The following is a 26,640-nucleotide window of genomic DNA, read 5'->3' on the forward strand; positions in this document are numbered from 1 at the left end:
GCTAGGCTGCCGAAACGTCCTCCAGGGCCCTGGCAATCTCCGTTGGGAGCACGGACAATTGCGCGTCCAGCAATTCCTTGAGCTGGACAGCGTTCCTGGGTCCCACGACCGCGGAGGAAACCCCCGGCCGGGAAAGCAGCCAGCTCAATGAGACATCCAGCGGTGACCGGCCCAGACCACGTGCGGCCATTGACACCGCTTCCACGACCCGGGACTCCCGGGGTTCCAGATAAGGCTCAACGTAACCGGCAAGCCTGCCCTGCGCTGCGCGGGAATCAGCGGGAATCTGTCCGCGGTACTTTCCGCTGAGCACACCACGTCCCAGCGGGGCCCAGGCCATCAAGCCAAGGCCTGCGTCCTCCACGGCAGGGATCAGTTCTTCTTCGGCTTTGCGGTTGACCAGTGAGTATTCGGACTGGTTGGCCACCAGCGTGAATCCGGCCACGGCCGCTGCCTTGGCCGTCTGCCAGCCGTTGTAGTTGGAAATGCCCACGTAGCGCGCCCGCCCGCTCCGCTGGGCCAATTCCAGGGCGGAGAGGGTCTCCTCCAGGGGCACGTTCGGGTCCCATTCCTGGGCGAACCAGATGTCGATATAGTCCGTTCCGAGCCTCGCCAGGCTCGCATCCAGGGCAGAAAGCAACGCGCCCCGGGAAGCGTTGATGCTGCGGCGTTTTTCTGATGACGACACGCCGGCCTTCGTGGAGATCACCACCTCGGAACGGGCTACAACATCGCCGAGCATGGAACCCAGCATTGCCTCGGCCTGGCCCTGCGCGTAGGAAGCTGCCGTATCCACAACCGTCCCTCCGGCGGCAACGAATGCGAGGAGCAATTCGGCAGCGTCTTGCTCATCGGTCTCCTGGGCCCATGACATGGTTCCGAGGGACAAGGAGGACACGCGGAACCCACTGTTCCCGACATAACGCTGCTGCATAGCTGCTAGCTTACGGGCAGTTACCAGTCTTCATGACGTAGGGTCTATTCACGTGAACTGGATAGAAGCAGCCTTGCTGGGCCTTGTGCAGGGCCTCACCGAATTCCTCCCGATTTCCTCGAGCGCGCATCTGCGGATCGTCGGCTCATTCCTTCCGAATGCAGCCGATCCCGGGGCGGCATTTACTGCCATTACGCAGTTGGGAACCGAGACCGCCGTGATCGTCTATTTCTGGCGCGACATCGTCCGTATTGTGCGGGCCTGGTTTGGCTCGCTGACGGGCAAGGTGGAAAGAAACGACCCCGATGCCCGCATGGGTTGGCTGGTCATTCTTGGCAGCCTGCCCATCATCGTTCTTGGATTGTTGTTCCAGGACCAGATCGAGTCTGTGCTCCGCAGCATGTGGATTGTGGCCACCATGCTGATTGTCTTCGGCATGATTCTGGCCGTCGCCGACGCCGTGGGGCGGCAGGAGCGCGACCTGACGCAATTGAGCTACAAGCACGGCATTCTCTATGGCTTCGCGCAGGCCATGGCCCTGATCCCGGGCGTCTCACGCTCCGGCGGCACGATCACCGCCGGCCTGCTCATGGGCTATACCCGTGAAGCAGCAGCACGCTATTCCTTCCTGCTCGCCATACCGGCCGTGTTCGGCAGTGGGCTCTACCAGCTGTACAAGACAGTCTCGAATGAAGGTTTGGCTGGACCTTACGGCCTGCCCGAAACGGCCCTGGCCACCGTCATTGCCTTCGTTGTGGGTTACGTCATCATTGGCTGGTTCCTGAAATTCGTGTCCACGCGGAGTTACCGGCTCTTCGTTTGGTACCGCATCCTTCTCGGGCTGGCCTTGTATGTCTTGCTCGGTTTCGGTGTGATCAGTGCCTAGCACTAAGGTTGAGTCGTGAAATCGTGGATCTCCCGCCCTGTACCTGAGCTGCCCGGCAGCATGCCGCCCATCCGGCTGTACGACACCGCCGTCGGCCGTGTCGTGGAGGTGGAGCGGCAGGCGGAACAATCCATGTACGTCTGTGGCATCACGCCCTACGACGCTACGCACATGGGCCATGCTGCAAGCTATGTGTCGTTCGATCTGCTGAACCGGGCGTGGCGCGACGCGGGCGTCCGGGTCTCCTACGTCCAGAACGTTACTGACGTCGACGACCCCCTCCTGGAGCGGGCCACCGCAACTGGCGTTGACTGGCGTGATCTGGCACAAAGCCAGATCGACCTGTTCCAAACCGACATGGACGCCCTGAACGTTCTCGCACCAAATCACTACATCGGTGCCGTCGAGGCCATCCCCGACATCGTGCCCGCCATCGAGAAACTCATCGCCGACGGTGTCGCCTATCGCGTCCAGGGCAGCGACGGCGAGCCCGACGGCGACGTCTACTACGACGTCGAAACCGCCGGAAAGCGCTCCAGCGCCACTGACGCCTGGAAGCTGGGTGAGATCTCCGGCCTGGGCGAAACCGAAATGCTCACGTTGTTCGCCGAGCGCGGGGGAGACCCCACCCGGCCAGGCAAGCGAAACGCGCTGGACCCCCTGCTGTGGCGGGTCGCCCGTGACGGTGAGCCCAGCTGGCCGGGAGCAGGTCTCGGAGCCGGCAGGCCCGGATGGCACATCGAATGTACCGTGATCGCGCAGAAGTACCTCCCTGCGCCATTCACAGTGCAGGGTGGGGGATCGGACCTGATTTTCCCCCACCACGAAATGGGAGCCGGCCACGCCTATTCACTCTCCGGCCTTCCGCTGGCCCGCCACTACTGCCACGCCGGCATGGTGGGTCTGGACGGCGAGAAGATGAGCAAGTCAAAGGGAAACCTGGTGCTCGTTTCCAAACTCCGCGCAGCCGGTGAAGAACCTGCCGCCATCCGCCTGGCAATCCTTGCCAACCACTACCGCTCCGACTGGTCCTGGACCAATGAGGGTTTTGCTGCAGCCAAGGACAGGCTCGCACTCTGGCGGGCAGCCCTGGAACAGGCCACGGCCGGTTCGGCAGGCAACCTCGTTTCCGCCATGCGGGAGGAACTGGCCAACGACCTCAACGCCCCCGGCGCGCTGGCCGCCGTCGACCAGTGGGCCAAGGACGCCGTAAGCAACGGGGCGGAAGCGTCCGCCCAGGACGCGGCACTGGTTTCCGACGCCATCGACGCTTTACTCGGGGTGGAACTCTAAGTCCCGAACCCCGGCAAAAAGAACGGCCCCGACGAGTGTCGGGGCCGTTCCTTTTGCGGTACGGGGTCCTTACGGGCGCTCTTTACCGCGTCGCTTAAGGTAACGCTCGAATTCCCGGGCAATGGACTCACCGGAGGCTTCCGGAAGGTCTGCTGTGTCCTTCGCTTCCTCCAACTGGCGCACATACGCGGCAATTTCAGGGTCTTCCGTTGCAAGTTCATCCACCCCGCGTTCCCATGCCTCAGACTCCTCGGCGAGTGCATGGCTGTCCAGCGGTACCTGGAGCAGATCCTCGATCCGGTGCAGGATAGCAAGCTGGGCTTTGGGGGAGGGCGGCTGCGCAACGTAGTGCGGGACTGCGGCCCAAAGGGATACCGTCGGCAGGCCCGCCAGCAAGGCGAATTCGGCAAGGACCCCCACGATGCCTACGGGACCCTCGTACTGTGATGCTTCCAGGTTGAGGCGTTCCCGCAAGGAGTTGTCTTCGGTGGTGGTGCTGACCGGAATGGGCCGGCTGTGCGGAACGTCCGCAAGCAACGCGCCCACCAGGATGACGGCGTCCACCTTCAGCGCTTCAGCGTGCACCAAAAGTTCGGTTGTGTAGGCGCGCCACCGGTAGGAAGGCTCAGTTCCGAGGACAAAAACGACGTCCACGTTGCTGTCGGGAACGGCTGCCTTATAGATCCGGGTCGATGGCCATTTAACTTTGCGGGCACCTGAAGAAGTGCGCCGCACGGTGGGCCTGGTGAACTGGAAATCGTAATATTCCTCGGCGTCCACGGTGGCAACCTTCTTGCCGTCCCATAGTTTGTTCAGGTAGTGCAGGGCATCGCTGGCAGCTTCACCGGCGTCGTTCCAGCCCTCAAATGCAGCGATCATTACGGTGACACGCTGGCCTTCCGCGGGTTCCTTCAGGAAACGCTCGGGCTCCGCGGTGATGTCCTGCCCTTCGGGGGTCCCGTCCACACTGTTCATCCACTCACCCTACGTCGAAGACCCTGATGGTTGCATGGCATTTCGTGTCAACGCGTGTCCCATATTCGCCCACAGCACAACGCCAGGACTGTCGACCACCAGGTTCCACGTAGACTGGAAACCATGCATTCGTTACCCAGCCAGCCCCTCCTCAAAGCCGTGCTCTGGGATATGGATGGCACACTCGTGGATACCGAACCCTATTGGATCGCTGCCGAACGAGCCTTGGTGGAGTCGTATGGCGGCACCTGGTCGCACCAGCAGGCCATGCAGCTGGTGGGACAGTCCCTGCTTCATTCGGCTGCCGTTCTGCAGGCCGCCGGTGTCGGGCTTGAGGCCCGTGAAATCGTGGACACCCTCAGCGCGCAAGTCATCGCCGAGGTTCGCCGGGAAGTCCCGTGGCGGCCAGGCGCGCGTGAACTGCTGGATGAGCTTCACACCGCGGGCATCCGTTGCGCGCTGGTGACCATGTCGGAAGGCCCCCTCGCCGGCGTGGTGGTGGAGAGCCTACCCAAGCCCTACTTCGAGTTCATGGTCACAGGCGACACCGTCACCAACGGCAAGCCGCACCCGGAGGCCTACCTGACGGCGGTTGAACGCCTTAGGCTGGACGACCCCTCCCTGACCATCCACCATTGCGTGGCCTTGGAAGATTCCGTACCCGGCGCTACTGCCGCCATCGCTTCAGGCGTAGTAACGGTGGGAATTCCACATCAGGTACCCCTGCCGGAGGACCCCCGCATGATCACGTGGCCCACTCTCGCGGGCCGGACCACCTCGGACGTCGAGCAGCTGGTTTTCGACCGCTTCCCGTCAGTCAACCTCGTTGAAGGGGCCAACTAGGTGAGCAGTCCCACCACTCCGCACCATGTTGTGACAAAGCGGGAAGGCATCCCACTGGGCAGGATCGCCGGCGTTCCTGTGTACCTGGCATATTCGTGGTTCGTTATCGCCGCCATCACCGTTGTCTTCTACGGCCCGGTTGTCATCGACTTGTTCCCGGGCATTGGCAACTGGGGATACCTGGTTGGGCTGGCCATCGCATTGCTGCTTGCTGTGTCGGTGCTGATCCACGAACTGGCACACGCGCTGAGCGCCCGGGCGTTCGGGTGGCCCAGCGAGAAAATCGTCCTCAATCTCTGGGGCGGGCACACGCAGTTCGAGAACTTCACGGCTTCCCCGGGCCGCTCCGTCACCGTTGCCCTGGCGGGACCGGCTTCAAACTTCGTCATCGCCGGAGTGATGTGGGCGATTCTGTCAACGGACACCCTGACCGGCGTACCCGCCATGCTCGCGGACATCCTGCGACTGGCAAACCTGGTGATCGGTATCTTCAACGTCCTGCCCGGTATGCCGCTGGACGGCGGCCGGCTGGTGGAATCCGCTGTATGGAAAGCCACCGGCAGCCAGGACAAGGGAACCATTGCAGCCGGCTGGTCGGGTCGGATCATCGTGGTTGCCCTGGTCATCTGGTTCATCGTTGTGCCCTTCCTGCAAGGGCAGCTGCCCAACCTGATGTACACGGTTATTACTGTCCTCGTCTGCGGTTTCCTGTGGATGAGCGCTTCGAGCTCCATCCATCACGCGAAGCTGCGCAGCAGGCTGTATCTGGTCAGTGCCGCCGGTCTGGCAGAGCCCGCTGTCGGCGTGCCGAACACGGCTACCGTGGCTGATGTCCTGGCCATCGCACCCGCAGGGAGTCCCGCCGTCGTGATCTGCGGCCCCGATGGCAGGCCGCAAGGAGTGGTGGACAGCGGTGCCACCGCCAGCGTCCCGCCGGAAGCCACGACGACGACGCCCGTCACCGCGGTTGCCCACGCCCTGGCAGCAGGGGCTTACGTCCCGGAATGGTCAAAGGGGCAGGAACTGATCCAGTACTTGGCTCGCCTGGAGGGCGGCGAATACGCTGTGGTGGACCATAACGGAATCGTCACCGGCCTTCTCCGCCAGGAGGCCGTAGTGACAGCCATAACAGGTAAGGAAGCCCGCAGGAGCGGTCGCCCCTGACCATGCGCCCGGTAGAGTTACATGCCGGTCGTCAAAGCAAAGAACCCATTCTGCCTGGCGCCACCAGCCAGCAACACGTCGCGGCCCAGCCGTACAAGAGCGAGGAAAACCACATGAGCAGCGAAACCGCCGCCCCCGAGGCCAGCGCAGGCCCTGACGAGGCAGCCACAGGCTCCGCCCCGCAGCCGACGGGCGCTGCGCGGCGTCGCGGGCCGTTCCGTGTGGGCGAGCGGGTCCAGCTCACTGACGAACGCGGCCGCATGAACACCATCACCCTGGAAGTCGGCGGGGCGTTCCACACCCACCGCGGTTTCCTGAACCACGATGAAATCATCGGCAAAGTGGACGGTTCCGTGGTCAGCAACAACGTCGGCCAGCAGTACCAGACTCTGCGCCCGCTGTTGTCCGACTTCGTCTTGTCCATGCCGCGTGGGGCCGCAGTTGTCTACCCCAAAGACGCCGGCCAGATTGTCACCATGGCCGATATCTTCCCCGGCGCACGGGTTGTGGAAGCAGGCGTTGGATCCGGCGCGCTGTCCATTTCCCTGCTCCGTGCAGTTGGCGATGGTGGCTACCTGCACTCCTTCGAACGCCGCGAAGAATTCGCGGACATTGCCAGGGGCAACGTCGAGACAATCTTCGGCGGCCCCCACCCCGCGTGGCAGATTTCCCTCGGTGATTTCCAGGAGGAAGTCGTCAAGGCCGAAGCACCCGGGTCCGTGGACCGGGTCGTCCTGGACATGCTTGCCCCGTGGGAGTGCTTGGACGCGGTGGCAACGGTCCTGGCCCCTGGCGGCGTCTGGATCAACTACGTAGCCACTGTCACCCAGTTGTCCCGCACAGCTGAGGCCATCCGCGCTGATGGACGCTTTACCGAGCCTGACGCCTGGGAGTCCATGGTCCGCGGCTGGCACCTCGAAGGCCTGGCCGTCCGTCCCGACCACCGCATGGTGGCCCACACCGGCTTCCTGCTCGTCACCCGCCGGCTGGCTGATGGCGTAACCGGGATTTCCGTGAAGCGTCGTCCTTCCAAGACCGAATTCAGCGAAGAGGACCTCAACGCCTGGACCCCCGGCGCAGTCGGGGAACGCTCCGTATCGGACAAAAAGCTCCGCCGGGCCGCCCGTGACGCCATCGCCGGCACCAACGTCCAGGACGACCCCACGGTCACAAACTGAAAAGGTCACAATAGGGTCCGTATTCCGGATGTCACCCAGCACCCTGCGCTTTTCGGGACTAAGGTCTTGTTAAGCGCAGGAAGGGGCTGATGAATCGTGGATACGCCAAACAACGACCTTGGACGGCCGACGCCGGAGGATGCAAACACAGCGGCAGAGGAGAGGGCGGACCGGGGTCCCGCCCCGGTTCAACCGCAGGAACCTTCGACGGACCTGACTGTTGCCGAACGGCAGATCAACATCCTTCGGGACAAACTCCGCCACATTGACCGCCAGCTGGCTGCCGCCACGCAGAACAACAGCAAGCTTGTCAGCATGCTGGAAACTGCCAAGGCCGAAATACTTCGTCTCAAAGGGGCACTGGAGCAAGAAGGACAGCCGCCCTACAGCTTCGGCACGGTGCTCCAGATCAACCCCCGGAAGCAGCCGGCCCCCGGTAACTCCGGGCAGGCGGCCACCGAAGAGTCAGTGGACATCTTCAATGCGGGCCGAAAGATGCGGGTGGGCGTCAGCCCGCTGGTGAACCTCAACCAGCTGGCTGTCGGCCAGGAAGTCCTGCTCAATGAGGCGCTCCTTATCGTGGCAGGGCTCGGATACGAGCGGGCCGGCGAGCTGGTCACCCTGAAGGAAATGCTGGGCAAGGACCGCGCCTTGGTGGTCGGCCGCGCCGACGAAGAACGGGTGGTCCGGCTCTCCGGTGCCCTCCAGGAACTTCACTTGAAGGTCGGCGACGCCTTGTCACTGGACTCGCGGACGGGTTACGCCTTGGAGAAGGTCCCGCGCGCCGAAGTGGAGAACCTGGTCCTGGAGGAAGTCCCGGACATCACCTACCAGGACATCGGCGGACTTGGTCCCCAGATCGAACAGATCCGCGACGCCGTCGAACTGCCGTTCCTGCATCCGGACCTTTACCGCGAACATGGCCTGAAGGCCCCCAAGGGAATCCTGCTCTACGGCCCTCCGGGTTGCGGCAAGACCCTCATCGCCAAAGCGGTGGCAAACTCCCTTGCGGCCCGCGCGGCAGAACGCGCCGGCAACACCGACCTCAAGAGCTACTTCCTGAACATCAAGGGCCCCGAGCTCCTGGACAAGTACGTGGGCGAGACTGAGCGCCACATCCGCCTGATTTTTGCGCGGGCCCGCGAAAAGGCCTCGGACGGCAGCCCCGTCGTAGTTTTCTTCGATGAGATGGACTCCCTCTTCCGCACCCGCGGCACCGGGGTCTCATCCGACGTCGAAACCACCATCGTGCCGCAGCTGCTCAGCGAAATCGACGGCGTGGAGCGTTTGGACAACGTGATCGTCATTGGCGCCTCCAACCGCGAGGACATGATCGATCCAGCCATCCTCCGTCCGGGACGGCTGGACGTAAAAGTAAAGATCCAGCGGCCTGATGCCGAAGCAGCGGCGGACATTTTCGGCAAGTACATCACCACGGACCTGCCGTTCCATGCCCAGGACCTCGCCGAGTACGGGGGAGACGTCCAGGCCACAGTGGATGCCATGGTCCAGCGCACCGTGGAAGCCATGTATTCCACCGAGAAGTCCAATGAATACCTCGAGGTCACGTACGCCAACGGTGACACCGAGATGCTCTACTTCAAGGACTTCAATTCGGGCGCCGTCGTCCAGAACGTGGTGGACAGAGCCAAGAAGTACGCCATTAAGGACCTTCTGACCAACAACCAGAAGGGTCTTCGGATCGAGCACCTGCTGCGCGCGGTGGTGGATGAGTTCCGCGAGCACGAGGACATGCCGAACACCACGAACCCGGATGACTGGGCACGGATTTCGGGCAAGAAGGGTGAACGGATCACTTACATCCGTACCATCGTCCAGGGCAAGGCCGGTCAGGAACCGGGCAAGTCCATCGAAACCACAGCCAACACGGGCCAGTACCTGTGACAGCAAGACCCGAAGGTACACAGGCCGGAAGCTTGCCTGCAGGCGGTGCCATGCGTGTCATGGGCTCGGAAACGGAATACGGTATCCACGCGCCGTCGGCACCCGGCGCGAACGCCACCATGATGTCCGCCAGGATCATCCAGGCCTACGCCGCTGTGACCCGGCAACGGGCGGCAGGAGGAGCGGAGACGCGTTGGGACTACACCGACGAAGAGCCGCTGCACGACGCCCGGGGCTGGACCGTGGACCGCGCGGCTGCCGACCCCAGCCAGCTCACCGACCAGCCACCGGTTCTCGACGCCGAAGCCGTCGCCTTGGCGTACGGCCGGCAGGAACTGGAACTGGATGGCGCGGATGAATCCGGTTCGCTGCTGATGAACATGGTCCTGGGCAACGGTGCGCGTCTCTACGTGGACCATGCGCACCCGGAGTATTCCAGCCCGGAGGTCACCAACCCCAGGGATGCCGTGACCTGGGATGCAGCCGGCGACGTCGTAGCGCTTGCCACAGTCCGGAAGGTTGCTGCTGATACCAGCCTGCCTGCCATAAACCTCTACAAGAACAACACCGACAACAAGTCGGTCTCCTATGGCTCACACGAGAACTACCTCATGCCACGTTCGGTTCCATTCGGTGACATCATCCGGGGCCTGACGCCGTTCTTCGTGTCCCGGCAGGTGACCTGCGGTGCTGGTCGCGTTGGCTTGGGGCAGGACAGTTCCACCCCCGGTTACCAGATCAGCCAACGGGCCGATTTCTTCGAAGCGGAGGTGGGGCTGGAGACCACGATCCGCCGTCCCATCATCAACACCCGGGACGAACCGCACGCCACGGCGGACAAGTATCGCCGCTTGCACGTCATCATCGGGGACGCGAACCTCAGCCAGGCCTCCAACTACCTCAAGTTCGGGACCACAGCCATGGTCCTGAGCCTCATTGAAGCCGGTCAGGCGCCCAAAATCGAGGTCCACGAGCCCGTCCAGGCGCTTCAGGCCGTCAGCCATGACACAACGCTTGCTGCTACAGTCCGGCTGCTGGATGGACGCAGGGTGACGGCCCTGGACCTTCAATGGATGTACTACGAGGCCGCGGCAAAGCTTGCCCAGGAAACCGGCGTGGCTGATTCGGTGACCGGAGACGGCCACACCCACGACGTCCTCCTGCGCTGGGAATCCACTTTGACTGCTCTGGGATCCGATGTCGGATCTGCGGCGTCTTCCGTGGAGTGGGTGGCCAAGAAATCGATCCTGGAAGGGTACCGGAACAGGGACGGACTGGGCTGGGACGATGCCAGGCTTGGCCTGGTGGACCTGCAGTGGTCCGATATCCGGCCCGAGAAAGGGCTGTACTACCGGCTGCTGTCCAACAACCGCATGACGCGCGTGGTGGACGACGCCGACATCGCCCGGGCGGTGACGGAGCCGCCGTCGGACACCCGCGCATATTTCCGCGGCCGGTGCGTTTCGAGGTTCGGCCGGGACGTTGTCGGCGCCAGCTGGGACTCGGTCATTTTCGACGTTCCAGGGCTGGGAAAGCTCCAACGGGTACCAACCCGCGAGCCCTTGCGGGGGACGCAGGCCCTGACCGGCGCACTGTTCGACCGCCACCAGGATGCCGGTGCGTTCCTGGCCGAATTGCTGGGCCAGAATCCGCCGGCGGCAAGGGCCTGAGAACGTGTCCGGCACAGCAACATTCGTACTTGTCCAAAGCCGTACGAAGCGGCCCGCAGCGTGGCAATATGGCAGTAGGAAGTCCCCAATTTCAGGGGACTGACAGTAGGGAGAAAGAAAATGGCAGCTCAGGAACAGCAACAACCACAGTCACGGGAAACCGAAGCAGAAGTGGACGTCCCGGAGGCTCCGCCTGCAGCGCCCGAAGCCCAGGCATCCGAGGCAACACAGGGCGTGGATGATCTCCTCGACGAAATCGACGGCGTGCTGGAATCCAATGCCGAAGAATTCGTCAGGGCTTTCGTCCAAAAGGGCGGCCAGTAACCGGCCCGTACAAGGATTCACAACCCGGACGGCGTGAGGCCGCCGGGCACCGGAACGCAGAGTCGAAGGAGTGCAGCAATGCAGGACCCATCAAACGGCCCCCTGGCCACCCAGGCAACGTCTTCATTTACCGAGCATCTCCAACGCTCTCGTCCTGAACTCCTTCCCTTCAGCCAGGCGCTTCCCGCCGGCACCGTGCCGTCATCGCCGCACGCCACCACGATCGTCGCACTGACGTATGCGGGCGGCGTGCTGATGGCGGGCGATCGCCGCGCCACGATGGGCAATGTCATCGCCAGCCGGCACATCGAGAAAGTTTTTCCGGCCGATGAATATTCGGTGCTGGGCATCGCCGGCACGGCCGGCCTGGCCATCGACATCACCAGGCTGTTCCAAGTGGAGCTGGAGCATTACGAAAAAATAGAGGGAACGCTCCTGAGCCTGGTGGGCAAGGCCAACCGCCTGGGGGCCATGATCCGCGGAAATCTCCCGATGGCGATGCAGGGGATGGCCGTTATCCCGCTGTTCGCCGGATTCGACCACGTCAGCGGTATTGGCCGGCTGTTCTCCTACGACGTCACGGGCGGCCGCTATGAAGAACAGGAACACCACTCAGTAGGCTCAGGATCGGTGTTTGCCAGGGGCGCCCTGAAGAAGCTGTGGAAGCCCAACCTCTCCGAGGAAGACGCGGTCGCTGTTGCAGTCGAAGCCCTGTACGACGCCGCGGACGACGATTCCGCGACCGGCGGTCCGGACCCTGTCCGCCAACTTTGGCCGGTGGTCTATACCGTGAACAGAGCCGGTAACCGAAGGGTCCCGGAGCGCGACCTCGCAGCAATCGCCGGAGCAATCGTTGAATCGCGCGCCATCGCCGGACGGGAGGCCTGACATGACGCAGCAGTTCTATGTTTCTCCGGAACAACTGATGAAGGACCGCGCGGACTTTGCCCGGAAGGGCATCGCCCGTGGCCGGTCCGTAGTGGTCATCAGCTGCGCCGACGGCATCGCCCTGATCGCGGAGAACCCGTCACCATCCCTGCATAAGATCGGGGAGATCTACGACAAAATTGCCTTCGCAGCGGTGGGCAAGTACAACGAGTTCGAGAGCCTGCGGCAAGCCGGGGTCCGCTATGCCGACGTCCGCGGTTACTCCTACGACCGCGAAGACGTCACGGCCCGCGGGCTGGCCAGCGTGTACGCACAAAGCCTGGGAGCTGTGTTCACTGCAGAACAAAAGCCTTTCGAGGTGGAATTGGCGGTGGCGGAGGTCGGTGCGGCACAGGAGCAGGACCACCTCTACCGGCTGACCTTCGACGGTTCCATCGCCGATGAGAACGGTTTCGTGGTCATGGGCGGCCTGGCAGACCAAATTTCCGACGTCGTCCGCGGGGCTTGGGAGTCCGAGCTCAGTTTGGCCGGCGCCATGCGTCTGGCCCTGCGCGCGCTGGCAGTCGACAAGGAAGTGGAAGCCCTTCCGGCCACCGCCGTCGAGGCGGCAGTCCTCTACCGCGCGTCGGAGAGCCACCGCGGATCACGCAGGGCGTTCCGGCGCCTGCTGCCCGAGGACATGACCCGGTTGCTCAACGAGGAGGCCTGAGATGGACAAACGAATATTCGGCATCGAAACAGAGTTCGGGATTTCCTATTCCAGCCCGGATTCACGCCCGCTGGCGCCTGAGGAAGTGGCCCGGTACCTCTTCAGGAAGGTCGTCAGCTGGGGAAGGTCTTCGAACGTCTTCCTGACGAACGGCTCGCGGCTTTACCTGGACGTAGGCTCGCACCCGGAATATGCCACAGCCGAGTGCGATGACCTTGCCCAGCTCATCGCGCACGACCGGGCCGGCGAGCTCATTCTCGACGACCTCGTGGACGAAGCCCAGACAAGGCTCGCCGCAGAGGGATTCAACGGAACCGTCTATCTCTTCAAGAACAATACGGATTCGGCCGGCAACTCCTACGGCAGCCATGAGAACTACCTGATTCCGCGCCGCGGGGAATTCTCCCGCTTGGCGGAGATCCTGATTCCGTTCCTGGTCACCCGTCAGTTGATCGCAGGGGCGGGCAAGGTCCTGAAGACTCCGCACGGAGCCACCTTTGCCTTCTCCCAACGCGCCGACCACATCTGGGAAGGCGTGTCATCGGCAACCACCCGATCACGTCCCATCATCAACACGCGCGACGAGCCCCATGCGGATGCCGAGTTCTACCGCCGCCTTCACGTGATCGTGGGGGACTCAAACATGTCCGAAACCTCGGCTCTGCTCAAGGTCGGCACCGTCGACCTGATCCTCCGCATGATCGAGTCCGGTGTCATCATGCGGGACATGCGCATGGAAAACCCCATCCGCAGCATCCGCGAGATCTCCCACGACCTCACAGGCCGGGCGCTCGTCCGGCTCGCCAACGGCAGGCAACTCACGGCCCTTGATATCCAGCGCGAGTACCTGACCAAAGTCACGGAGTTCGTGGCGGCCAACGGCGCCCACAATCAGCATGTTCCGCTCATCCTTGACTTGTGGAAGCGAACGCTGGACGCCATCGAGTCCGGTGACACCAGCACCATCGACACCGAGGTTGACTGGGCCATCAAGAAGAAGCTCATGGACAGCTATATGCGGCGGCATGGACTCAGCCTGGATTCGCCGCGGATCGCGCAACTGGACCTGACCTACCATGACATCTCAAGGCAGCGGGGACTGTTCTTCCTGCTCCAGTCCAGGGGAGCTGCGCGCAGGCTGGTCACGGAGACCGACGTCAAGGACGCCGTGGACGCACCACCGCAGACCACCCGTGCAAAGTTGCGCGGGGATTTTGTCCGTCGGGCACAAGAGCTCGGCCGAGACTACACCGTCGACTGGGTCCACCTGAAGCTCAACGACCGCGCACACCAGACCATCCTCTGCAAGGATCCCTTCCGGAGCGAAGATGAGCGGGTGGACGCCCTCCTGGACTCCATGGGCTGAACGTCCCTATAAGCTGGCTCCCAGCTTTCCGGGCTATTCTGGATAGTGGTCTCTTTCCAGGAGACAACCTGCTTGGAGGCGCCTTGCGCTGTTCCGAGTGTCCCTTGCCCCGACGAAAGTGTCTTTTTTGTGCGCCGACTCCTAGCAATTCTCCTTCCTGCCCTGCTGCTCATTACCGCGTGCGGCGGAAGCAACCCGGCCGCCGAGCCCACCAGCCAGTCCGCCGGTGACCCCTCCAAGCTCGACTCCGTGAAAGTGACGGATAACGGTAACGACAAGGCCCCCGGCGTTGAGTTCTCGAAGCCGCTGAGCGTCACCGAGCCCACCGTCAAGGTGGTTGTCGAAGGTGACGGAGAGCGCGTAAAGGCCGGCCAGACGGCTGAGCTTGTCTACGTGGCCGTCGACGGCAACGACGGCAAGACGGTGGAAGACGCCTACACCAACGGGCCTCAGCCGATCGACTTGACGGACGAACTGAAGTCCGGCAACCAGCAGATCTACAACGCAATCGTCGGAGCCAAGATCGGCTCACAGATTGCCTTCGCAGCTCCCGGCAACGCCTCGGCTTCACCGGCCGCCTCTACGCAGCTGGTCGTCTTCAAGCTGCTCTCGGCCAAGGATCCGGCCCCCGTGCTGGACAAGCCCGAAGGCGATACTGTCACTCCTCCCGCCGGTCTGCCGACGGTGAAGGAAGACGACAAGGGAATCCCGCAGATCTCCGTTGACGGTGTTGCTGCGCCCAAGGAACTTATTGCCCAGGATCTCATCAAGGGCAAGGGTGCAGTCGTCAAGGCAACCGACACCTTGACCGTGAACTACGTAGGCGTGAACCTCGTGGGCGGTACCAAGTTCGATTCCAGTTACGACCGCGGAAAGTCCACCAGTTTCCCGCTCACCGGCGTAATCAAGGGCTGGACCCAGGGGCTGGAGGGCAAGACTGTCGGCTCCCGAGTGCTCTTGGTGATTCCGCAGGACCTCGCCTACGGCGCAGCCGGCCAGGGCGAAGCCAAGGGCGACCTCGTCTTCGTCGTGGACATCCTGGGCGTTAAGTAACCCCAGCGGAAAATGCAGGCACTGGCTTAGGCTGGTTCCTGACACCAATTCATCACTGACACCAAGGAGTACCCATGTCATTTGGTCAGCGTGACTTCGACCGCACCAAGCCGGAGATCGATTTCCCCGAAGGCGACGTCCCCACGGACCTCGTCATCACGGACCTCATCGAGGGCACGGGTCCTGAAGCCAAGGCCGGAGACACCGTGTCCACCCACTATGTTGGCGTTGCCTGGTCCACCGGCGAAGAGTTCGACGCTTCCTGGGGCCGTGGAGCTCCCCTTGACTTCCGCGTCGGAGTCGGCCAGGTCATCCAGGGCTGGGACCAGGGCCTCCTGGGCATGAAGGTTGGCGGCCGCCGTCGCCTGGAAATCCCCTCGGAGCTGGCCTACGGCTCCCGCGGCGCCAGTGGGGCCATCAAGCCGAACGAAGCACTGATCTTCGTGGTTGACCTCGTAGCTGTCCGCTAGGAACCAGCTGTTCTGCAGGGCGCGTCATCTCCCGGTTCAACCGGCAGGTGACGCGCCTTGCTGTTTTCCCGCTGGACTTTAGTAACGTAGCAACCGTGTCCGCATCCCGCACTGAACGACTCCTGAACCTTCTCCTTGCTTTGCTCAACACCAAGGTGGGGCTCTCACGCTCCGTGCTGCGCGAAAAGGTCTACCACGATACCGCCGGAAACGATGTCTCCTTTGGGCGCATGTTTGAGCGTGACAAGGCCGACCTCAAGCAGTTCGGCTTCGAGGTAGAGACATTGATGGACCCCAGCAGCTTCGGCGCCGATGACCCTGCCTCAGCGCGCTACAGGATCGGTAAGGACTCCAACAGGCTGCCGGAAGTGAAGCTGACTCCGGCAGAGTGCACGGTCCTCCTGCTGGCCGCCCAACTGTGGGAGCGCGCTGCCCTGGGAAATGCTGCCGCCAATGCCGTCCGTAAGTTGCAGGCCGCCGGCGGATTCACCGACGTCGAACTTCCTGCGGGGGTTCAGCCGCGGATCAAACCGGCCGGACAGGCTTTCGACGACGTCGTTGCCGCCATGCATGGCAGGCATCCCGTCCGTTTCGGCTACCTCGCCATCAGCACCGGCCGCGAGGAAACCCGCGAGGTGGAGCCATGGGGGCTCGGCAGCCGCTTCGGCCAGTGGTACCTGGTGGGCTTCGACAGGGGGAGAGGCGCAAAGAGAATCTTCCGGCTCTCGCGGATGACCACCGCACTGACCTTGGTGGCGGGCAGCAGTTTTGAACCTCCGGCAGGCTTCAACGCCAAGGCTGAGCTCGCTGCGCTCAACGAGCTGCCACTTCAAAAGGCCATCCTGGATGTGGACAAAGACCGCTTGCTGGCGCTGCGCAAGAGGGCAATCGCCACTGGACAGTCCGCTGACGGGGGAGTCCGTGACCGGATCCAGGTTGATTTCAGGGATCCCGAACAACTCGCCGAGGAGCTGGCGTCCTACGGCCCGCAGGTGAAGGTGTCAGAACCGGCCGACTTGCGCACCGCCGTCGTCCGACGCCTGAAGGCTGCAGAGGACTTTGGCGCCGCACCGGCAGTGGAGGTGGGGTTCCCCGAAGCGGGACGCGCACCGCGCGCCCGGAAGCGCACTTCGGAAGACCAGTTGGCAAGGATGCTGCAGTTGGTGCCGTTCCTGGTCCATCACCAGGGCCTGCATATCCAGGAGGTCGCTGACCGTTTCGGCGTCTCCCGCAAGGATCTGATCGATGACCTCAAAATCCTCATCTGTTCGGGCCTTCCCGAGGGTTACCCGGATGATCTGCTGGACATACAGTGGGAAAACGATCATGTGTATATCTCGGAGCATCTGGACCTGAACAGGCCGGTCCGTTTCAGTGAGGACGAGGCCGCCGCGTTGCTGACCGGCCTGGCCATGCTGGGGGATCTGCCCGTACTGGCTGGCGTGGCCGGCGACGAAGCCGGCAGTGCACTGGAATCTGTCACCATCAAGCTGACCGGCGCTGCAGGGCAGGCCGGCCGCTTGGCCGGTTCAGTGGCCGGCCAGTCGGTGGCACCGGAACAGTCCGAGGCCTTTGCCACCATCACGCAGGCGATCAGGGACGGGCAACAGCTGCGTCTGCGGTATTTGTCGCTGCAGCGCGATGAGGTAACCGAGCGGGACGTCGACCCTTTGCGGCTCTATTCGATGGACAACACCTGGTATTTCGAGGCCTACTGCCACAGCAAGGCCGGAATCAGGAATTTCAGGTTGGACAGGGTGGAGTCGCTGGAACCGAATGGCCGGGCCGTGGCGGGCCCCGCACCGACCGGCCAGGACTTCCCCGCGCGGCTGTTTACCCCCAGCGACGACGACCTCCAGGTGGTGCTCCAGCTGACCCGCCAGGGTGCCGGGCTTGCCGATGACTACTACGCGGAACGCACCGCCCAACTGCCCGACGGCGGCCTGCTCGCCGAGGTACGGTTCGGTGACGCAGGGTGGTTGCCCATGTTCGTGGCACAGCATGGTGGAACGGTACGGATCCTCCAGCCAAAGGCCCTGCAAGACAAGGCCCTCGCCTGGGTGAGGGCTGCCCTGGCGCAGTACGACTCTGCTTCCGACGCCCAGGCTGGCTAGACTACTCAGATGCCTTGGTGGTTCTGGATCCTGTTGTGGATCGCACTCGTAGCTCTTGCCCTGCTCCTTCACTTGACCTTGGGTTATCGCTTGTTCAGGAAATTCATGGCCACTGTTCATGATTTGGGCGACGCCGGGAAACGTTTCAGCAACCTTTCTCCTGCCGCGGAAACCTCCGATGTGGAGGTCGCCGAAGACCGCGCCGCACCGGGATCCGCAATTTTTGCCTCCCCGGATCAGATGCGTCATGATTACCTGACGGCCAAAGCCTTCCGGCAGGAAGTTCGCCGCCAAAAGCGTGTCCAACGCAAAGCGGAGCGGGGTCAGCCGCAATCCCTGCACGACATTGAATTCAGATAGACGTAGGATGTATCCAAAAGGAAAGGACCTCCCCACATGAGGCTCGAAGGCTGGCATCTCATCATCATCATCGTCCTGGCTCTGGTGCTTTTTGCCGCACCGAAGCTGCCGTCCATGGCGCGCAGCATTGGGCAGTCGATGCGTATTTTCAAGTCTGAAGTCCGGGAAATGAAGAAGGACGGTTCTTCAGAGGCGAAGGACTCCCAGGACGGTTCCGACGCCGTTGAAGGCAAGGTCGTGGGCCACCCGGACGCCAAGACACAGAACGTGAAGGCACAGAACACCGGCGAGACCGACGTTCCGCCCTCCAACCGCGTCTAAAGAGAAGTGGTAGAGACGAAGGGGCGCAAGGCCAACCCCGAAGCCCGGATGGCGCTTCTTGACCATCTCAAGGAGCTGAAGAACCGGCTCTTCAAGGCTGCAATCGGCGTCATCCTCGGGACAGTGGTGGGCTTCATTGTCTACCAGCCGCTCCTGGAGGCGCTGATCAAGCCGATCAAAGACCTCAATGAAAAAGAGGGTCGCGCTGCGACACTGAACTTCGATGGCGTAGCCAGTTCGTTCGACCTCATGGTCCAGGTCTCGGTATTCCTCGGCGTGCTGCTTTCGAGCCCGGTATGGATCTATCAACTCTGGGCTTTCATTGTGCCCGGCCTGCACAAGAAAGAACGTCGACTCGCGTTGTCATTCGTGGCTGCGGCGGTCCCGTTGTTTATCGGTGGCGTTCTTCTTGCCTGGCTTGTCCTGCCCAACGCCGTGCGGGTCCTGACGGATTTCACCCCCATTGGCGGTTCAAACTTCATCAGCGCCGAAATTTACCTTGCGTTCGTCCTCCGGCTCCTGTTGGCGTTCGGCATTGCCTTCCTGGTTCCGGTGGTGCTTGTTGGTCTGAACCTGGCCGGCATCGTCAAAGGAAAGCAGCTCGTCAAGAGCTGGCGCATCACCATTTTCCTGGTGTGCTTGTTCGCCGCCATGGCCGCCCCGGGCGCGGATGCCATGAGCATGTTCTACCTGGCAGCACCCATGCTGTTGCTGTTTTTCGCAGCCATTGGGGTTTGCCTCCTCAACGACCGCCGTCGTGAACGCCGCGCCATCAAGCGGGCTGCCGAGACGGAGGCCACTGCGGATATCGCCACCCCGGCCTCCGATCTGGAGAATCTCTAGACCTTGGGCCACTAGGCTTGATGCATGTCTTCGTTTCCCGGGTCTCCTTCTCCATCAGAGCGTTACCAGGCTGCAGCCCAGAGGGCGGCCGAGGCTAAAACCTATCTCGGTGCTTTCGCCGGCTCGCTCAACTTCGAGCTGGATGATTTCCAGCGCGAAGCCTGCAAGTCCCTGCAGGAGGGCCGGGGAGTATTGGTGGCAGCCCCAACCGGTGCCGGCAAGACGATCGTCGGGGAATTCGCCATCTTCCTGGCCCTTCAGCGGGGGCTCAAGGCTTTCTATACCACTCCCATCAAGGCCCTGAGCAACCAGAAGTACTCGGAACTGGCAGAAAAGTACGGTGCGGCCAACGTCGGTCTGCTGACAGGCGACACCACCATCAACGGTGAAGCACCGGTAGTGGTGATGACCACCGAAGTCCTCCGGAACATGCTGTACGCGGATTCCGAGACGCTCAGCGACCTCGGTTTCGTCGTGATGGACGAAGTCCACTACCTGGCCGACCGCTTCCGCGGTGCAGTCTGGGAAGAGGTGATCATCCACCTGCCCAGCGAGGTCCAGGTGGCATCACTGAGTGCCACCGTATCCAACGCCGAAGAGTTCGGTGCGTGGCTGGACACTGTGCGGGGCGATACTGACGTGATCGTGTCCGAGCATCGTCCCGTGCCTCTGTGGCAGCACGTCATGGTGGGCCGGGAAATCGTGGATCTCTTCGCTGGCGATACCACTTTCGACGAAATCGCGCCGGTTGCCCCGGGAGCCCAGGAAACCGACGCGCCCGATCTCTCGGAAGCCGGCGAGGTATCCAGCGAACCGAGCAATGGCCGCCGCGTCTCTTCCAAGCAAACGTCCGCCACGAAGGTGCGCCAGGCAGTGACCGGACCCGAATTCGAGGTCAATCCTGACCTCCTGGCCATGGCACGTTCAGAGAGCCGGATGAACATGAACGGACGGTTCGGCCACGGTGGCCGCAGCCGCCGTCGTCAGGACCGGAACCGTGACGAGCGCCAGCAGTCCGAACAACGCAGTCCTGTACGCAAGGCGAGCCGCCCGCAGGTCATCGAAAGCCTCCGGCGGCAGGACCTCCTGCCTGCCATCACCTTCATCTTCTCCCGCGCAGGCTGTGATGGTGCCGTGGCCCAGTGCGCAGCGTCCGGCCTGTGGCTCACCACTGAGCGGGAGCAACAGATCATCGCCCAGCGCGTGGACGAAGCGAGCCACGAAATCCCTGCCGACGACCTCGATGTCCTCGGCTTCTGGGGCTGGCGTGACGGGTTGGTCAGAGGCTTCGCCGCCCACCATGCCGGTATGCTCCCCACTTTCAAGGAAGTGGTGGAAAAGCTCTTCGCCGACGGCCTGGTCAAAGCGGTCTTCGCCACGGAAACGCTCGCTTTGGGGGTCAACATGCCCGCCCGGTGCGTGGTCCTGGAAAAGCTTGAGAAGTTCAACGGCGAAGCTCACGTCAACATCACAGCGGGTGAGTACACCCAGCTGACGGGTCGCGCCGGAAGGCGGGGGATCGACGTCGAAGGCCATGCCGTTGTGTTGTGGCAACCCGGGACGGATCCCGCGGCAGTAGCCGGCCTGGCATCCAGGCGCACCTACCCCCTGAACTCCAGCTTCAGGCCCACGTACAACATGAGCATCAACCTCATTGCCCAGTTCGGACGCGTGAGGGCACGGGAGATCCTGGAGTCCTCCTTCGCGCAGTTCCAGGCCGACCGATCCGTAGTGGGCCTTGCCCGACAGGTCCGTGGGCGGGAAGAGTCACTGGCGGGATACGCCAAGTCCATGAGCTGCCATCTGGGCGATTTCACCGAGTACGCCAAGCTCCGGCGCGAACTCAGCGACGCGGAAAACCATGCCGCCCGCGACCACCAACGTGCGCGCAAATCACGCGTCGCTGATTCGCTGGCACGGCTGATCCCGGGTGACGTCATCAGCGTCTACAGCGGCAGGCTCGCGGGGCACGCGGTGGTCCTTGATGTTGACCCCAACGCCCGCGAACCACGGCCCTCGGTACTGACCCAGGACAACCAGCTCCGCCGGATCGGCGTCCACGACCTCGACGGTCCCGTGTCACCGGTAACCCGGATCCGCATTCCCAAGTCGTTCAATGCCAAGGTGCCAAAGTCCCGCCGCGACCTCGCCTCGTCCATGCGCCATGCCATCAGTGAGGACGCGCCCCAACGCCACCGGAACAGCCGGCATGAGGACTTCGGCCTGGGGGCCCGCCTGCCGGATCAGGAGAAGAAGATTGCGGATCTCCGGCGCGCACTCCGGGCCCACCCCTGCCATGGCTGCAGCGAGCGGGAGGACCATGCGCGGTGGTCCGAGCGCTGGTGGAAGCTCCGCAAGGAGACCGACGGGCTGGTGCGCCAGATTCAAGGCCGTACCAACACCATCGCGAAAACCTTCGACCGTGTGTGTGAGGTCCTCTCCGTTTACGGGTACCTGGAAACAAACGACGCCGGCGACGTCACCATCAGTGCCGACGGGCAGCGCCTTCGCCGGATCTACGGGGAGAAAGACCTGCTCATTTCCCAGTCCATCCGGCAGGGTGCCATCAACGACCTCGATGCGGCAGAACTGGCTTCCTTCGCCAGCACGCTGGTCTACCAGGCCAAGCGTGAAGACCGCGGGCTTCGCCCGAAGATGCCAACCGTCTCGCTGGAAACGGCCGTTGACGTGGTTGTCCGTGAGTGGTCTCGACTGGAGGACACCGAGGAGCAACACCGGCTCCCGCTGACCGGCGAGCCGGAACTCGGTTTGATGTGGCCCATGTACAAGTGGGCCAAGGGCCGCCATCTCCAGGAGGTGCTCAGCGGAACAGACCTGGCGGCCGGAGATTTCGTCCGCTGGGCCAAGCAGGTAGTGGACCTCCTGGACCAGCTCGCCAAAATCCCGCAGCTCGACCCCCGCTTGGCCAGGATTTGCCGTGAGGCGATCGATTTGGTCCGCCGCGGCGTGGTGGCATACTCCACTGTGGCCTAGCCGGCCGTCCCATGATTGATTTGTTGACAACGCTCAAGGAGCCCACAGCATGAACCAGCCAGGCGCGTCTGCCGGCCAGCACCCCAACGGATCCGGCCGCAAGGTCACCATGTACCGCAATGGTTCTATCTATACGGCGGCGGATCCCTTTGCAACGGCCATGGTGGTGGACGGAGACACCGTGGCTTGGGTGGGCTCCGAACAAGCTGCGACCTCCATTGCCGATTCGTCCATGGAGATCATCGATCTTCGGGGCGCCCTGCTGGCCCCCGGGTTTGTGGACTCCCACGTCCATTTGACGGAAACCGGAGTGGCCCTCGCAGGCCTCCAGCTCGGCACCGTCCGTTCCGCTGTGGAACTGCTCGACGCCGTTGCCACCGCGGGTGGTACGGGCACCATCCTTGGCCATGGTTGGGATGAGACGAAGTGGGACAACCCCACACTGCCCAGCCTTGAACAAATTTCCCGGGCGGCAGGTGACCGGCACGTATATTTGTCGCGCGTCGACGTTCACTCTGCACTGGTTTCACCCTCACTTGCCGCGGCCGCCGGACTCGAAGGACTCGACGGCTTCACAGGCACTGCTCGTGTGGTGCGGGCAGCGCATACAGCGGCCCGCCTGACTGCGCGGAACTTCCCGGAGCAAGAACGGCGCCGGTACCAGGAACAAGCGCTGCGGGAAGCCGCTGCGCACGGCTATGTAGCCATGGCCGAGATGTCCGCGCCACATATTTGCGGTCCCGAGGACCTCAGGACCGCCGTGTCCTGGAACGACGGCGGGGACCAACCGGAGGTGCTCCCTTACTGGGGTGAGCTGGCGTCCTCGCAGGAGCACGCCACATCCATTCTGGACGGCTTGGGCACCAACGTCCTTGGCCTCGCCGGGGACCTCAACATTGACGGCTCCATCGGTTCGCGCACAGCCGCCCTGTTGGACGACTACTCCGATGCCGCCGGGCAACGCGGCAGCCTCTACCTTTCGGTCGAGGAGGCAAGCAAACATCTCGCCGCCACGTCGGCACTGGGCGTGCAGGCAGGATTCCATGTGATCGGCGACGCCGGCCTGGCGGCGGTACTGGATGCACTGGACGCCGCGGCGGCAGAAGTGGGGGAGCAGCGCATCCGGGCAGCGGGGCACAGGCTTGAACACGTGGAGCTGGCTGACCAGTCCGCCATAGACAGGCTGGCGAAGTACTCCGTGACAGTCAGCGTCCAACCCGGCTTTGACGCCGCCTGGGGCGCAGCTGGTGGCTTGTACGAGCAACGCCTTGGCAGCCGGAGCGCCGGCATGAACCCGTTCGCGTCCTTCTACTCCAGTGGCGTACCGATTGCTTTTGGCAGCGACAGCCCTGTCACTGCACTCCGGCCCTGGTCCAGTGTGCGCGCTTGCCTCGAGCACAGCAACCCGGAACAACGCATCTCGGCGCGTGCGGCGTTTCTGGGGCACACGCGCGCAGGATGGCGGGCGGCAAAGCACAGGAACCCCCTAATGGGGCAACTCGTACCTGGCGCACCGGCCAGTTTCGCCGTGTGGGAAGTGGAAGAGCTGATGGTCCAGGTTGCTGACAGCCGGGTACAGTCATGGAGCACGGATCCCCGCGCACGGACACCGCTCCTGCCCGCCCTCGACACAGGGTCGGACCCCCGCTGCCTCCAAACTGTCCGTGAGGGACATGAACTGTTCGCCCACGAATCCCTTCGTGTCTAGTCGTTCCGTCTGCAAGCCAAGAACAGGGACTGCCACTGTGCCCTGTGGCCGGCACCACAGCCGCAAAAGTCATGGCCGCCGTCGTCCTATAATGGAGAGTTGCGCCAGAACGCCAGCTGCCAGGCTGGTCCGGCACACTGACCGCTCCATCAAGGAAAGGCCTCTTCTTGCGTGTCCTGACGATCATTCCCACCTACAACGAGCTGGAATCGCTCCCCGTGACGCTGGGACGGCTGCGCGCAGCGGTACCCGACTCCGACGTCCTGGTGGTCGACGACAACAGCCCTGACGGCACGGGAAAGCTTGCCGACGACTTCGCCGCTGAGGACAGCCAGGTTCATGTCCTGCACCGCAAGGGCAAGGAAGGCTTGGGGGCCGCCTACATCGCAGGCTTCAAGTGGGGTCTGGCCGCCGGTTACGACGTCCTCGTCGAAATGGACGCGGATGGTTCGCACAAGCCCGAGCAGCTTCCCCTCCTCCTCGACGCCGTGCGGGACGGTGCGGATCTCGCCATGGGTTCCCGCTGGGTTCCTGGCGGAAGTGTCGTGAACTGGCCCCTCTACCGCCAGGCCATCTCCCGCATCGGCAGCACCTACGCCCGCATCATGCTTGGCGTCAAGATCAAGGACGTCACCGGTGGATACCGGGCGTTCCGCCGCAGCACCCTCGAGGCACTGAACCTGGACGAGGTCGAGTCAGTAGGCTACGGCTTTCAGGTTGACCTGGCTTGGCGAGTGGCCAAGCTTGGCCTTCGCATCGAGGAGCGCCCCATTACGTTCGTGGAACGGGAGCTCGGAGCCTCGAAGATGAGTGGCAACATCGTGGTGGAAGCCATGATCAACGTCACCAAGTGGGGCCTGGCTGCACGCTGGGCGAAAATCACCCGCAAGTCACCCGAAGCCGCGAAGTAGCAGGCACAAGAAAGGCCGGGTCCGGTTCCATCAGGAACCAGACCCGGCCTTTGCTGTTGTCTTGGAGACTATGCCCAAAAGGCTTGCCGTTTAGCGGCTATGCGGAGCGGCGTTCTCCACGGCGCTCTCGAAGGATATTGAGGCGGTCCTCGAGGATCTGCTCCAGCTCAGGAAGGCTGCGGCGTTCCAGCAGCATGTCCCAGTGGGTACGGACGGCTTTCTCGTTGGCGTCCACGGGACGCTCGCCATCGACCAGGAGCGCTTCCTTCCCCGTTTTGGAAACCCAAACGGGAGGGATCTCTGCTTCGGAGGAGAAGGTTACGAAGACCTGCTCGCCATCCTCGCAACGGTACTCGACCCGCTGACGCGGTGCCGGTTCAACGCCGGATTCAGTTTCCATGCTTTGGGCGCCAAGACGCATACCCCGCAGGCTGCGATCGCTCATGATTACTCCCTCTGTCTGTTCGCGGAGCAGGAACTCCGCGCTAGCCGTAAGCCGTTTTCACGATCCCTACGGACTACTTCTGCACACCTTGCATCACTAATTGCAACGCCTGGCCAAGCTTTAATGTTCCGTCCACGCTGAACCAGCCGGACAAATATCCCATTATACGCTGATCTTCGCTGAGTACTCAAAAGCCCGGAGACGCCGCGAGCGGCCAGCCGGAATGGCTGGCCGCTCGCGTTGTCCCTAAGGGACAGGAACTACTCGGCGGGACGTGGTGGTTCCACTGTCCCTACCGGCTCCGGGGTCTTCGAGCCTCCGTCGAAGAGGCCCGCGACAGGGGAGTCGGGGCTGTTCCCACCAAGCGCACCGCCGATGCCCTTGAGGGCCTCGCCAACTTCGCTCGGGATGATCCAGAGTTTGTTCGAACTGCCCTCTGCGATCTTCGGAAGCGTCTGAAGGTACTGGTAGGCGAGCAGCTTTTGGTCCGGGTTGCCCTTGTGGATGGCATCGAAGACCTTCTGGATGGCCTGTGCTTCACCGTCTGCCCGGAGGATGGCGGCTTTGGCGTCACCCTCAGCTGCGAGGATGGCAGCCTGGCGCTGGCCTTCCGCGGTGAGGATCTGCGACTGCTTGGTACCTTCGGCGGTCAGGATGGCCGCGCGGCGGTCACGCTCTGCACGCATCTGCTTTTCCATCGAGTCCTGGATGGAGTGGGGCGGGTCGATCGCCTTCAGTTCCACCCGGGACACCCGGATTCCCCAGCGGCCTGTTGCTTCGTCCAGTACGCCACGCAGCTGACCATTGATCTGGTCGCGGGATGTGAGTGCTTCCTCAAGGTTCAGTCCACCCACCACGTTACGAAGCGTGGTGGTTGTCAGCTGTTCAACGGCCTGGATGTAGTTGGCGATCTCATATGTCGCGGCCCTGGGATCAGTGACCTGGAAGTAGACCACGGTGTCAATCGAGACCACCAGGTTGTCCTCGGTAATGACCGGCTGCGGCGGGAAGGAGACTACCTGTTCGCGCAGGTCGAGCAGCGGCAGGAGCCGGTCGACAAACGGAATCAGGATTGTCAGTCCCGGGTTGAGCGTGCGCTGGTACTTTCCGAGCCGTTCAACGACGCCGGCACGTGCCTGCGGGATGATCCTTACCGAACGGACCAACACGATGATGACAAAAATAACGAGAACAATCAGCACAATTGCCGCTGCTGTTCCTCCTAAGCCGTCCATACATCTCCTTCGTTCCCCAATTGCGTGGTTTGATGAGGCTGTGCGCGGGCA

At 62.9% G+C, this 26,640-nt stretch carries 24 protein-coding genes; 20 read left to right on the forward strand and 4 right to left on the reverse strand.

What is annotated here, in order from left to right:
* Window position 1 precedes the first annotated feature (1 nt).
* Entirely contained in the window at window positions 2-934 is a 933-nt protein-coding gene (locus HMI60_RS03265; protein WP_193590556.1) for an aldo/keto reductase, read from the reverse strand.
* Between the two features lie 52 nt (window positions 935-986).
* Between HMI60_RS03265 and HMI60_RS03270 the strand changes: the two genes are divergently transcribed.
* Both HMI60_RS03270 and mshC read left to right on the forward strand, forming a co-directional pair.
* Complete coding sequence (locus HMI60_RS03270; protein ID WP_039241297.1) at window positions 987-1,820, forward strand: undecaprenyl-diphosphate phosphatase; 834 nt, start codon at window positions 987-989, stop codon at window positions 1,818-1,820.
* 15 nt (window positions 1,821-1,835) lie between these two features.
* Window positions 1,836-3,113 carry a cysteine--1-D-myo-inosityl 2-amino-2-deoxy-alpha-D-glucopyranoside ligase gene (mshC, locus tag HMI60_RS03275; RefSeq protein WP_193590557.1) on the forward strand — a complete coding sequence of 426 codons (1,278 nt, stop codon included), beginning with the start codon at window positions 1,836-1,838 and terminating at the stop codon, window positions 3,111-3,113.
* A 69-nt stretch (window positions 3,114-3,182) separates the two neighbouring features.
* Here the strand turns inward: mshC and HMI60_RS03280 are convergent, their stop codons facing one another.
* Window positions 3,183-4,088 carry a PAC2 family protein gene (locus HMI60_RS03280; RefSeq protein WP_018777640.1) on the reverse strand — a complete coding sequence of 302 codons (906 nt, stop codon included), beginning with the start codon at window positions 4,086-4,088 and terminating at the stop codon, window positions 3,183-3,185.
* Window positions 4,089-4,118: 30 nt separating this feature from the next.
* Here HMI60_RS03280 and HMI60_RS03285 point away from each other — a divergent pair, with 30 nt between their 5' ends.
* The 18 genes from HMI60_RS03285 (at window position 4,119) to HMI60_RS03370 (ending at window position 24,909) form a co-directional block, all read left to right on the forward strand.
* Window positions 4,119-4,931 carry an HAD family phosphatase gene (locus tag HMI60_RS03285; protein ID WP_079581426.1) on the forward strand — a complete coding sequence of 271 codons (813 nt, stop codon included), beginning with the start codon at window positions 4,119-4,121 and terminating at the stop codon, window positions 4,929-4,931.
* Window positions 4,932-6,095: a site-2 protease family protein gene (locus HMI60_RS03290; protein WP_018777642.1), complete on the forward strand. Its 1,164-nt coding sequence runs from the start codon at window positions 4,932-4,934 to the stop codon at window positions 6,093-6,095.
* Between the two features lie 113 nt (window positions 6,096-6,208).
* Window positions 6,209-7,273 (forward strand): tRNA (adenine-N1)-methyltransferase, encoded by a 1,065-nt coding sequence (locus HMI60_RS03295; protein WP_026267150.1) that lies wholly within the window; start codon window positions 6,209-6,211, stop codon window positions 7,271-7,273.
* A 96-nt stretch (window positions 7,274-7,369) separates the two neighbouring features.
* Window positions 7,370-9,178: a proteasome ATPase gene (arc, locus tag HMI60_RS03300; protein ID WP_018777644.1), complete on the forward strand. Its 1,809-nt coding sequence runs from the start codon at window positions 7,370-7,372 to the stop codon at window positions 9,176-9,178.
* Between the two features lie 50 nt (window positions 9,179-9,228).
* On the forward strand, window positions 9,229-10,848 hold the full coding sequence (dop, locus tag HMI60_RS03305; protein WP_193590558.1) for a depupylase/deamidase Dop: 1,620 nt from the start codon (window positions 9,229-9,231) through the stop codon (window positions 10,846-10,848).
* A gap of 120 nt (window positions 10,849-10,968) precedes the next feature.
* Window positions 10,969-11,172: a ubiquitin-like protein Pup gene (locus HMI60_RS03310; protein ID WP_018777646.1), complete on the forward strand. Its 204-nt coding sequence runs from the start codon at window positions 10,969-10,971 to the stop codon at window positions 11,170-11,172.
* A gap of 78 nt (window positions 11,173-11,250) precedes the next feature.
* A complete protein-coding gene (prcB, locus tag HMI60_RS03315; protein ID WP_018777647.1) occupies window positions 11,251-12,060 on the forward strand; it encodes a proteasome subunit beta in 810 nt (269 codons plus the stop codon).
* 1 nt (window position 12,061) lies between these two features.
* Window positions 12,062-12,769: a proteasome subunit alpha gene (gene prcA / locus HMI60_RS03320; RefSeq protein WP_018777648.1), complete on the forward strand. Its 708-nt coding sequence runs from the start codon at window positions 12,062-12,064 to the stop codon at window positions 12,767-12,769.
* 1 nt (window position 12,770) lies between these two features.
* Window positions 12,771-14,135 (forward strand): Pup--protein ligase, encoded by a 1,365-nt coding sequence (gene pafA / locus HMI60_RS03325; RefSeq protein WP_018777649.1) that lies wholly within the window; start codon window positions 12,771-12,773, stop codon window positions 14,133-14,135.
* Between the two features lie 129 nt (window positions 14,136-14,264).
* Window positions 14,265-15,188, forward strand: coding sequence for an FKBP-type peptidyl-prolyl cis-trans isomerase (locus tag HMI60_RS03330; protein ID WP_193590559.1), 924 nt, complete (start codon window positions 14,265-14,267; stop codon window positions 15,186-15,188).
* A gap of 74 nt (window positions 15,189-15,262) precedes the next feature.
* Window positions 15,263-15,658, forward strand: coding sequence for an FKBP-type peptidyl-prolyl cis-trans isomerase (locus HMI60_RS03335; protein WP_193590560.1), 396 nt, complete (start codon window positions 15,263-15,265; stop codon window positions 15,656-15,658).
* Window positions 15,659-15,753: 95 nt separating this feature from the next.
* Entirely contained in the window at window positions 15,754-17,772 is a 2,019-nt protein-coding gene (locus HMI60_RS03340) for a YafY family protein (protein WP_189075550.1), read from the forward strand.
* A 9-nt stretch (window positions 17,773-17,781) separates the two neighbouring features.
* A complete protein-coding gene (locus HMI60_RS03345; protein ID WP_064722161.1) occupies window positions 17,782-18,132 on the forward strand; it encodes a hypothetical protein in 351 nt (116 codons plus the stop codon).
* Window positions 18,133-18,168: 36 nt separating this feature from the next.
* Complete coding sequence (tatA, locus tag HMI60_RS03350; protein WP_018777653.1) at window positions 18,169-18,453, forward strand: Sec-independent protein translocase subunit TatA; 285 nt, start codon at window positions 18,169-18,171, stop codon at window positions 18,451-18,453.
* 6 nt (window positions 18,454-18,459) lie between these two features.
* Window positions 18,460-19,296, forward strand: a complete 837-nt coding sequence (gene tatC, locus HMI60_RS03355) for a twin-arginine translocase subunit TatC (protein WP_018777654.1) — start codon at window positions 18,460-18,462, stop codon at window positions 19,294-19,296.
* Between the two features lie 24 nt (window positions 19,297-19,320).
* The gene (locus HMI60_RS03360; protein ID WP_079581423.1) at window positions 19,321-22,290 is read left to right on the forward strand and encodes an RNA helicase; all 2,970 of its coding nucleotides are present in this window, start codon (window positions 19,321-19,323) and stop codon (window positions 22,288-22,290) included.
* A 49-nt stretch (window positions 22,291-22,339) separates the two neighbouring features.
* On the forward strand, window positions 22,340-23,998 hold the full coding sequence (locus HMI60_RS03365; RefSeq protein WP_193590561.1) for an amidohydrolase: 1,659 nt from the start codon (window positions 22,340-22,342) through the stop codon (window positions 23,996-23,998).
* A 167-nt stretch (window positions 23,999-24,165) separates the two neighbouring features.
* Entirely contained in the window at window positions 24,166-24,909 is a 744-nt protein-coding gene (locus HMI60_RS03370) for a polyprenol monophosphomannose synthase (protein ID WP_193590562.1), read from the forward strand.
* Between the two features lie 97 nt (window positions 24,910-25,006).
* On the opposite strand, the gene HMI60_RS03375 is transcribed toward HMI60_RS03370, so the two are convergent.
* Together HMI60_RS03375 and HMI60_RS03380 are read right to left on the reverse strand one after the other, a co-directional pair.
* Entirely contained in the window at window positions 25,007-25,354 is a 348-nt protein-coding gene (locus HMI60_RS03375) for an RNA polymerase-binding protein RbpA (protein ID WP_011774875.1), read from the reverse strand.
* Window positions 25,355-25,614: 260 nt separating this feature from the next.
* Complete coding sequence (locus HMI60_RS03380; protein ID WP_018777659.1) at window positions 25,615-26,589, reverse strand: SPFH domain-containing protein; 975 nt, start codon at window positions 26,587-26,589, stop codon at window positions 25,615-25,617.
* Between the last annotated feature and the right edge of the window lie 51 nt (window positions 26,590-26,640).

This window comes from Paenarthrobacter sp. YJN-D, assembly GCF_015040335.1.
Taxonomy (GTDB): Bacteria; Actinomycetota; Actinomycetes; order Actinomycetales; family Micrococcaceae; genus Arthrobacter; species Arthrobacter nicotinovorans.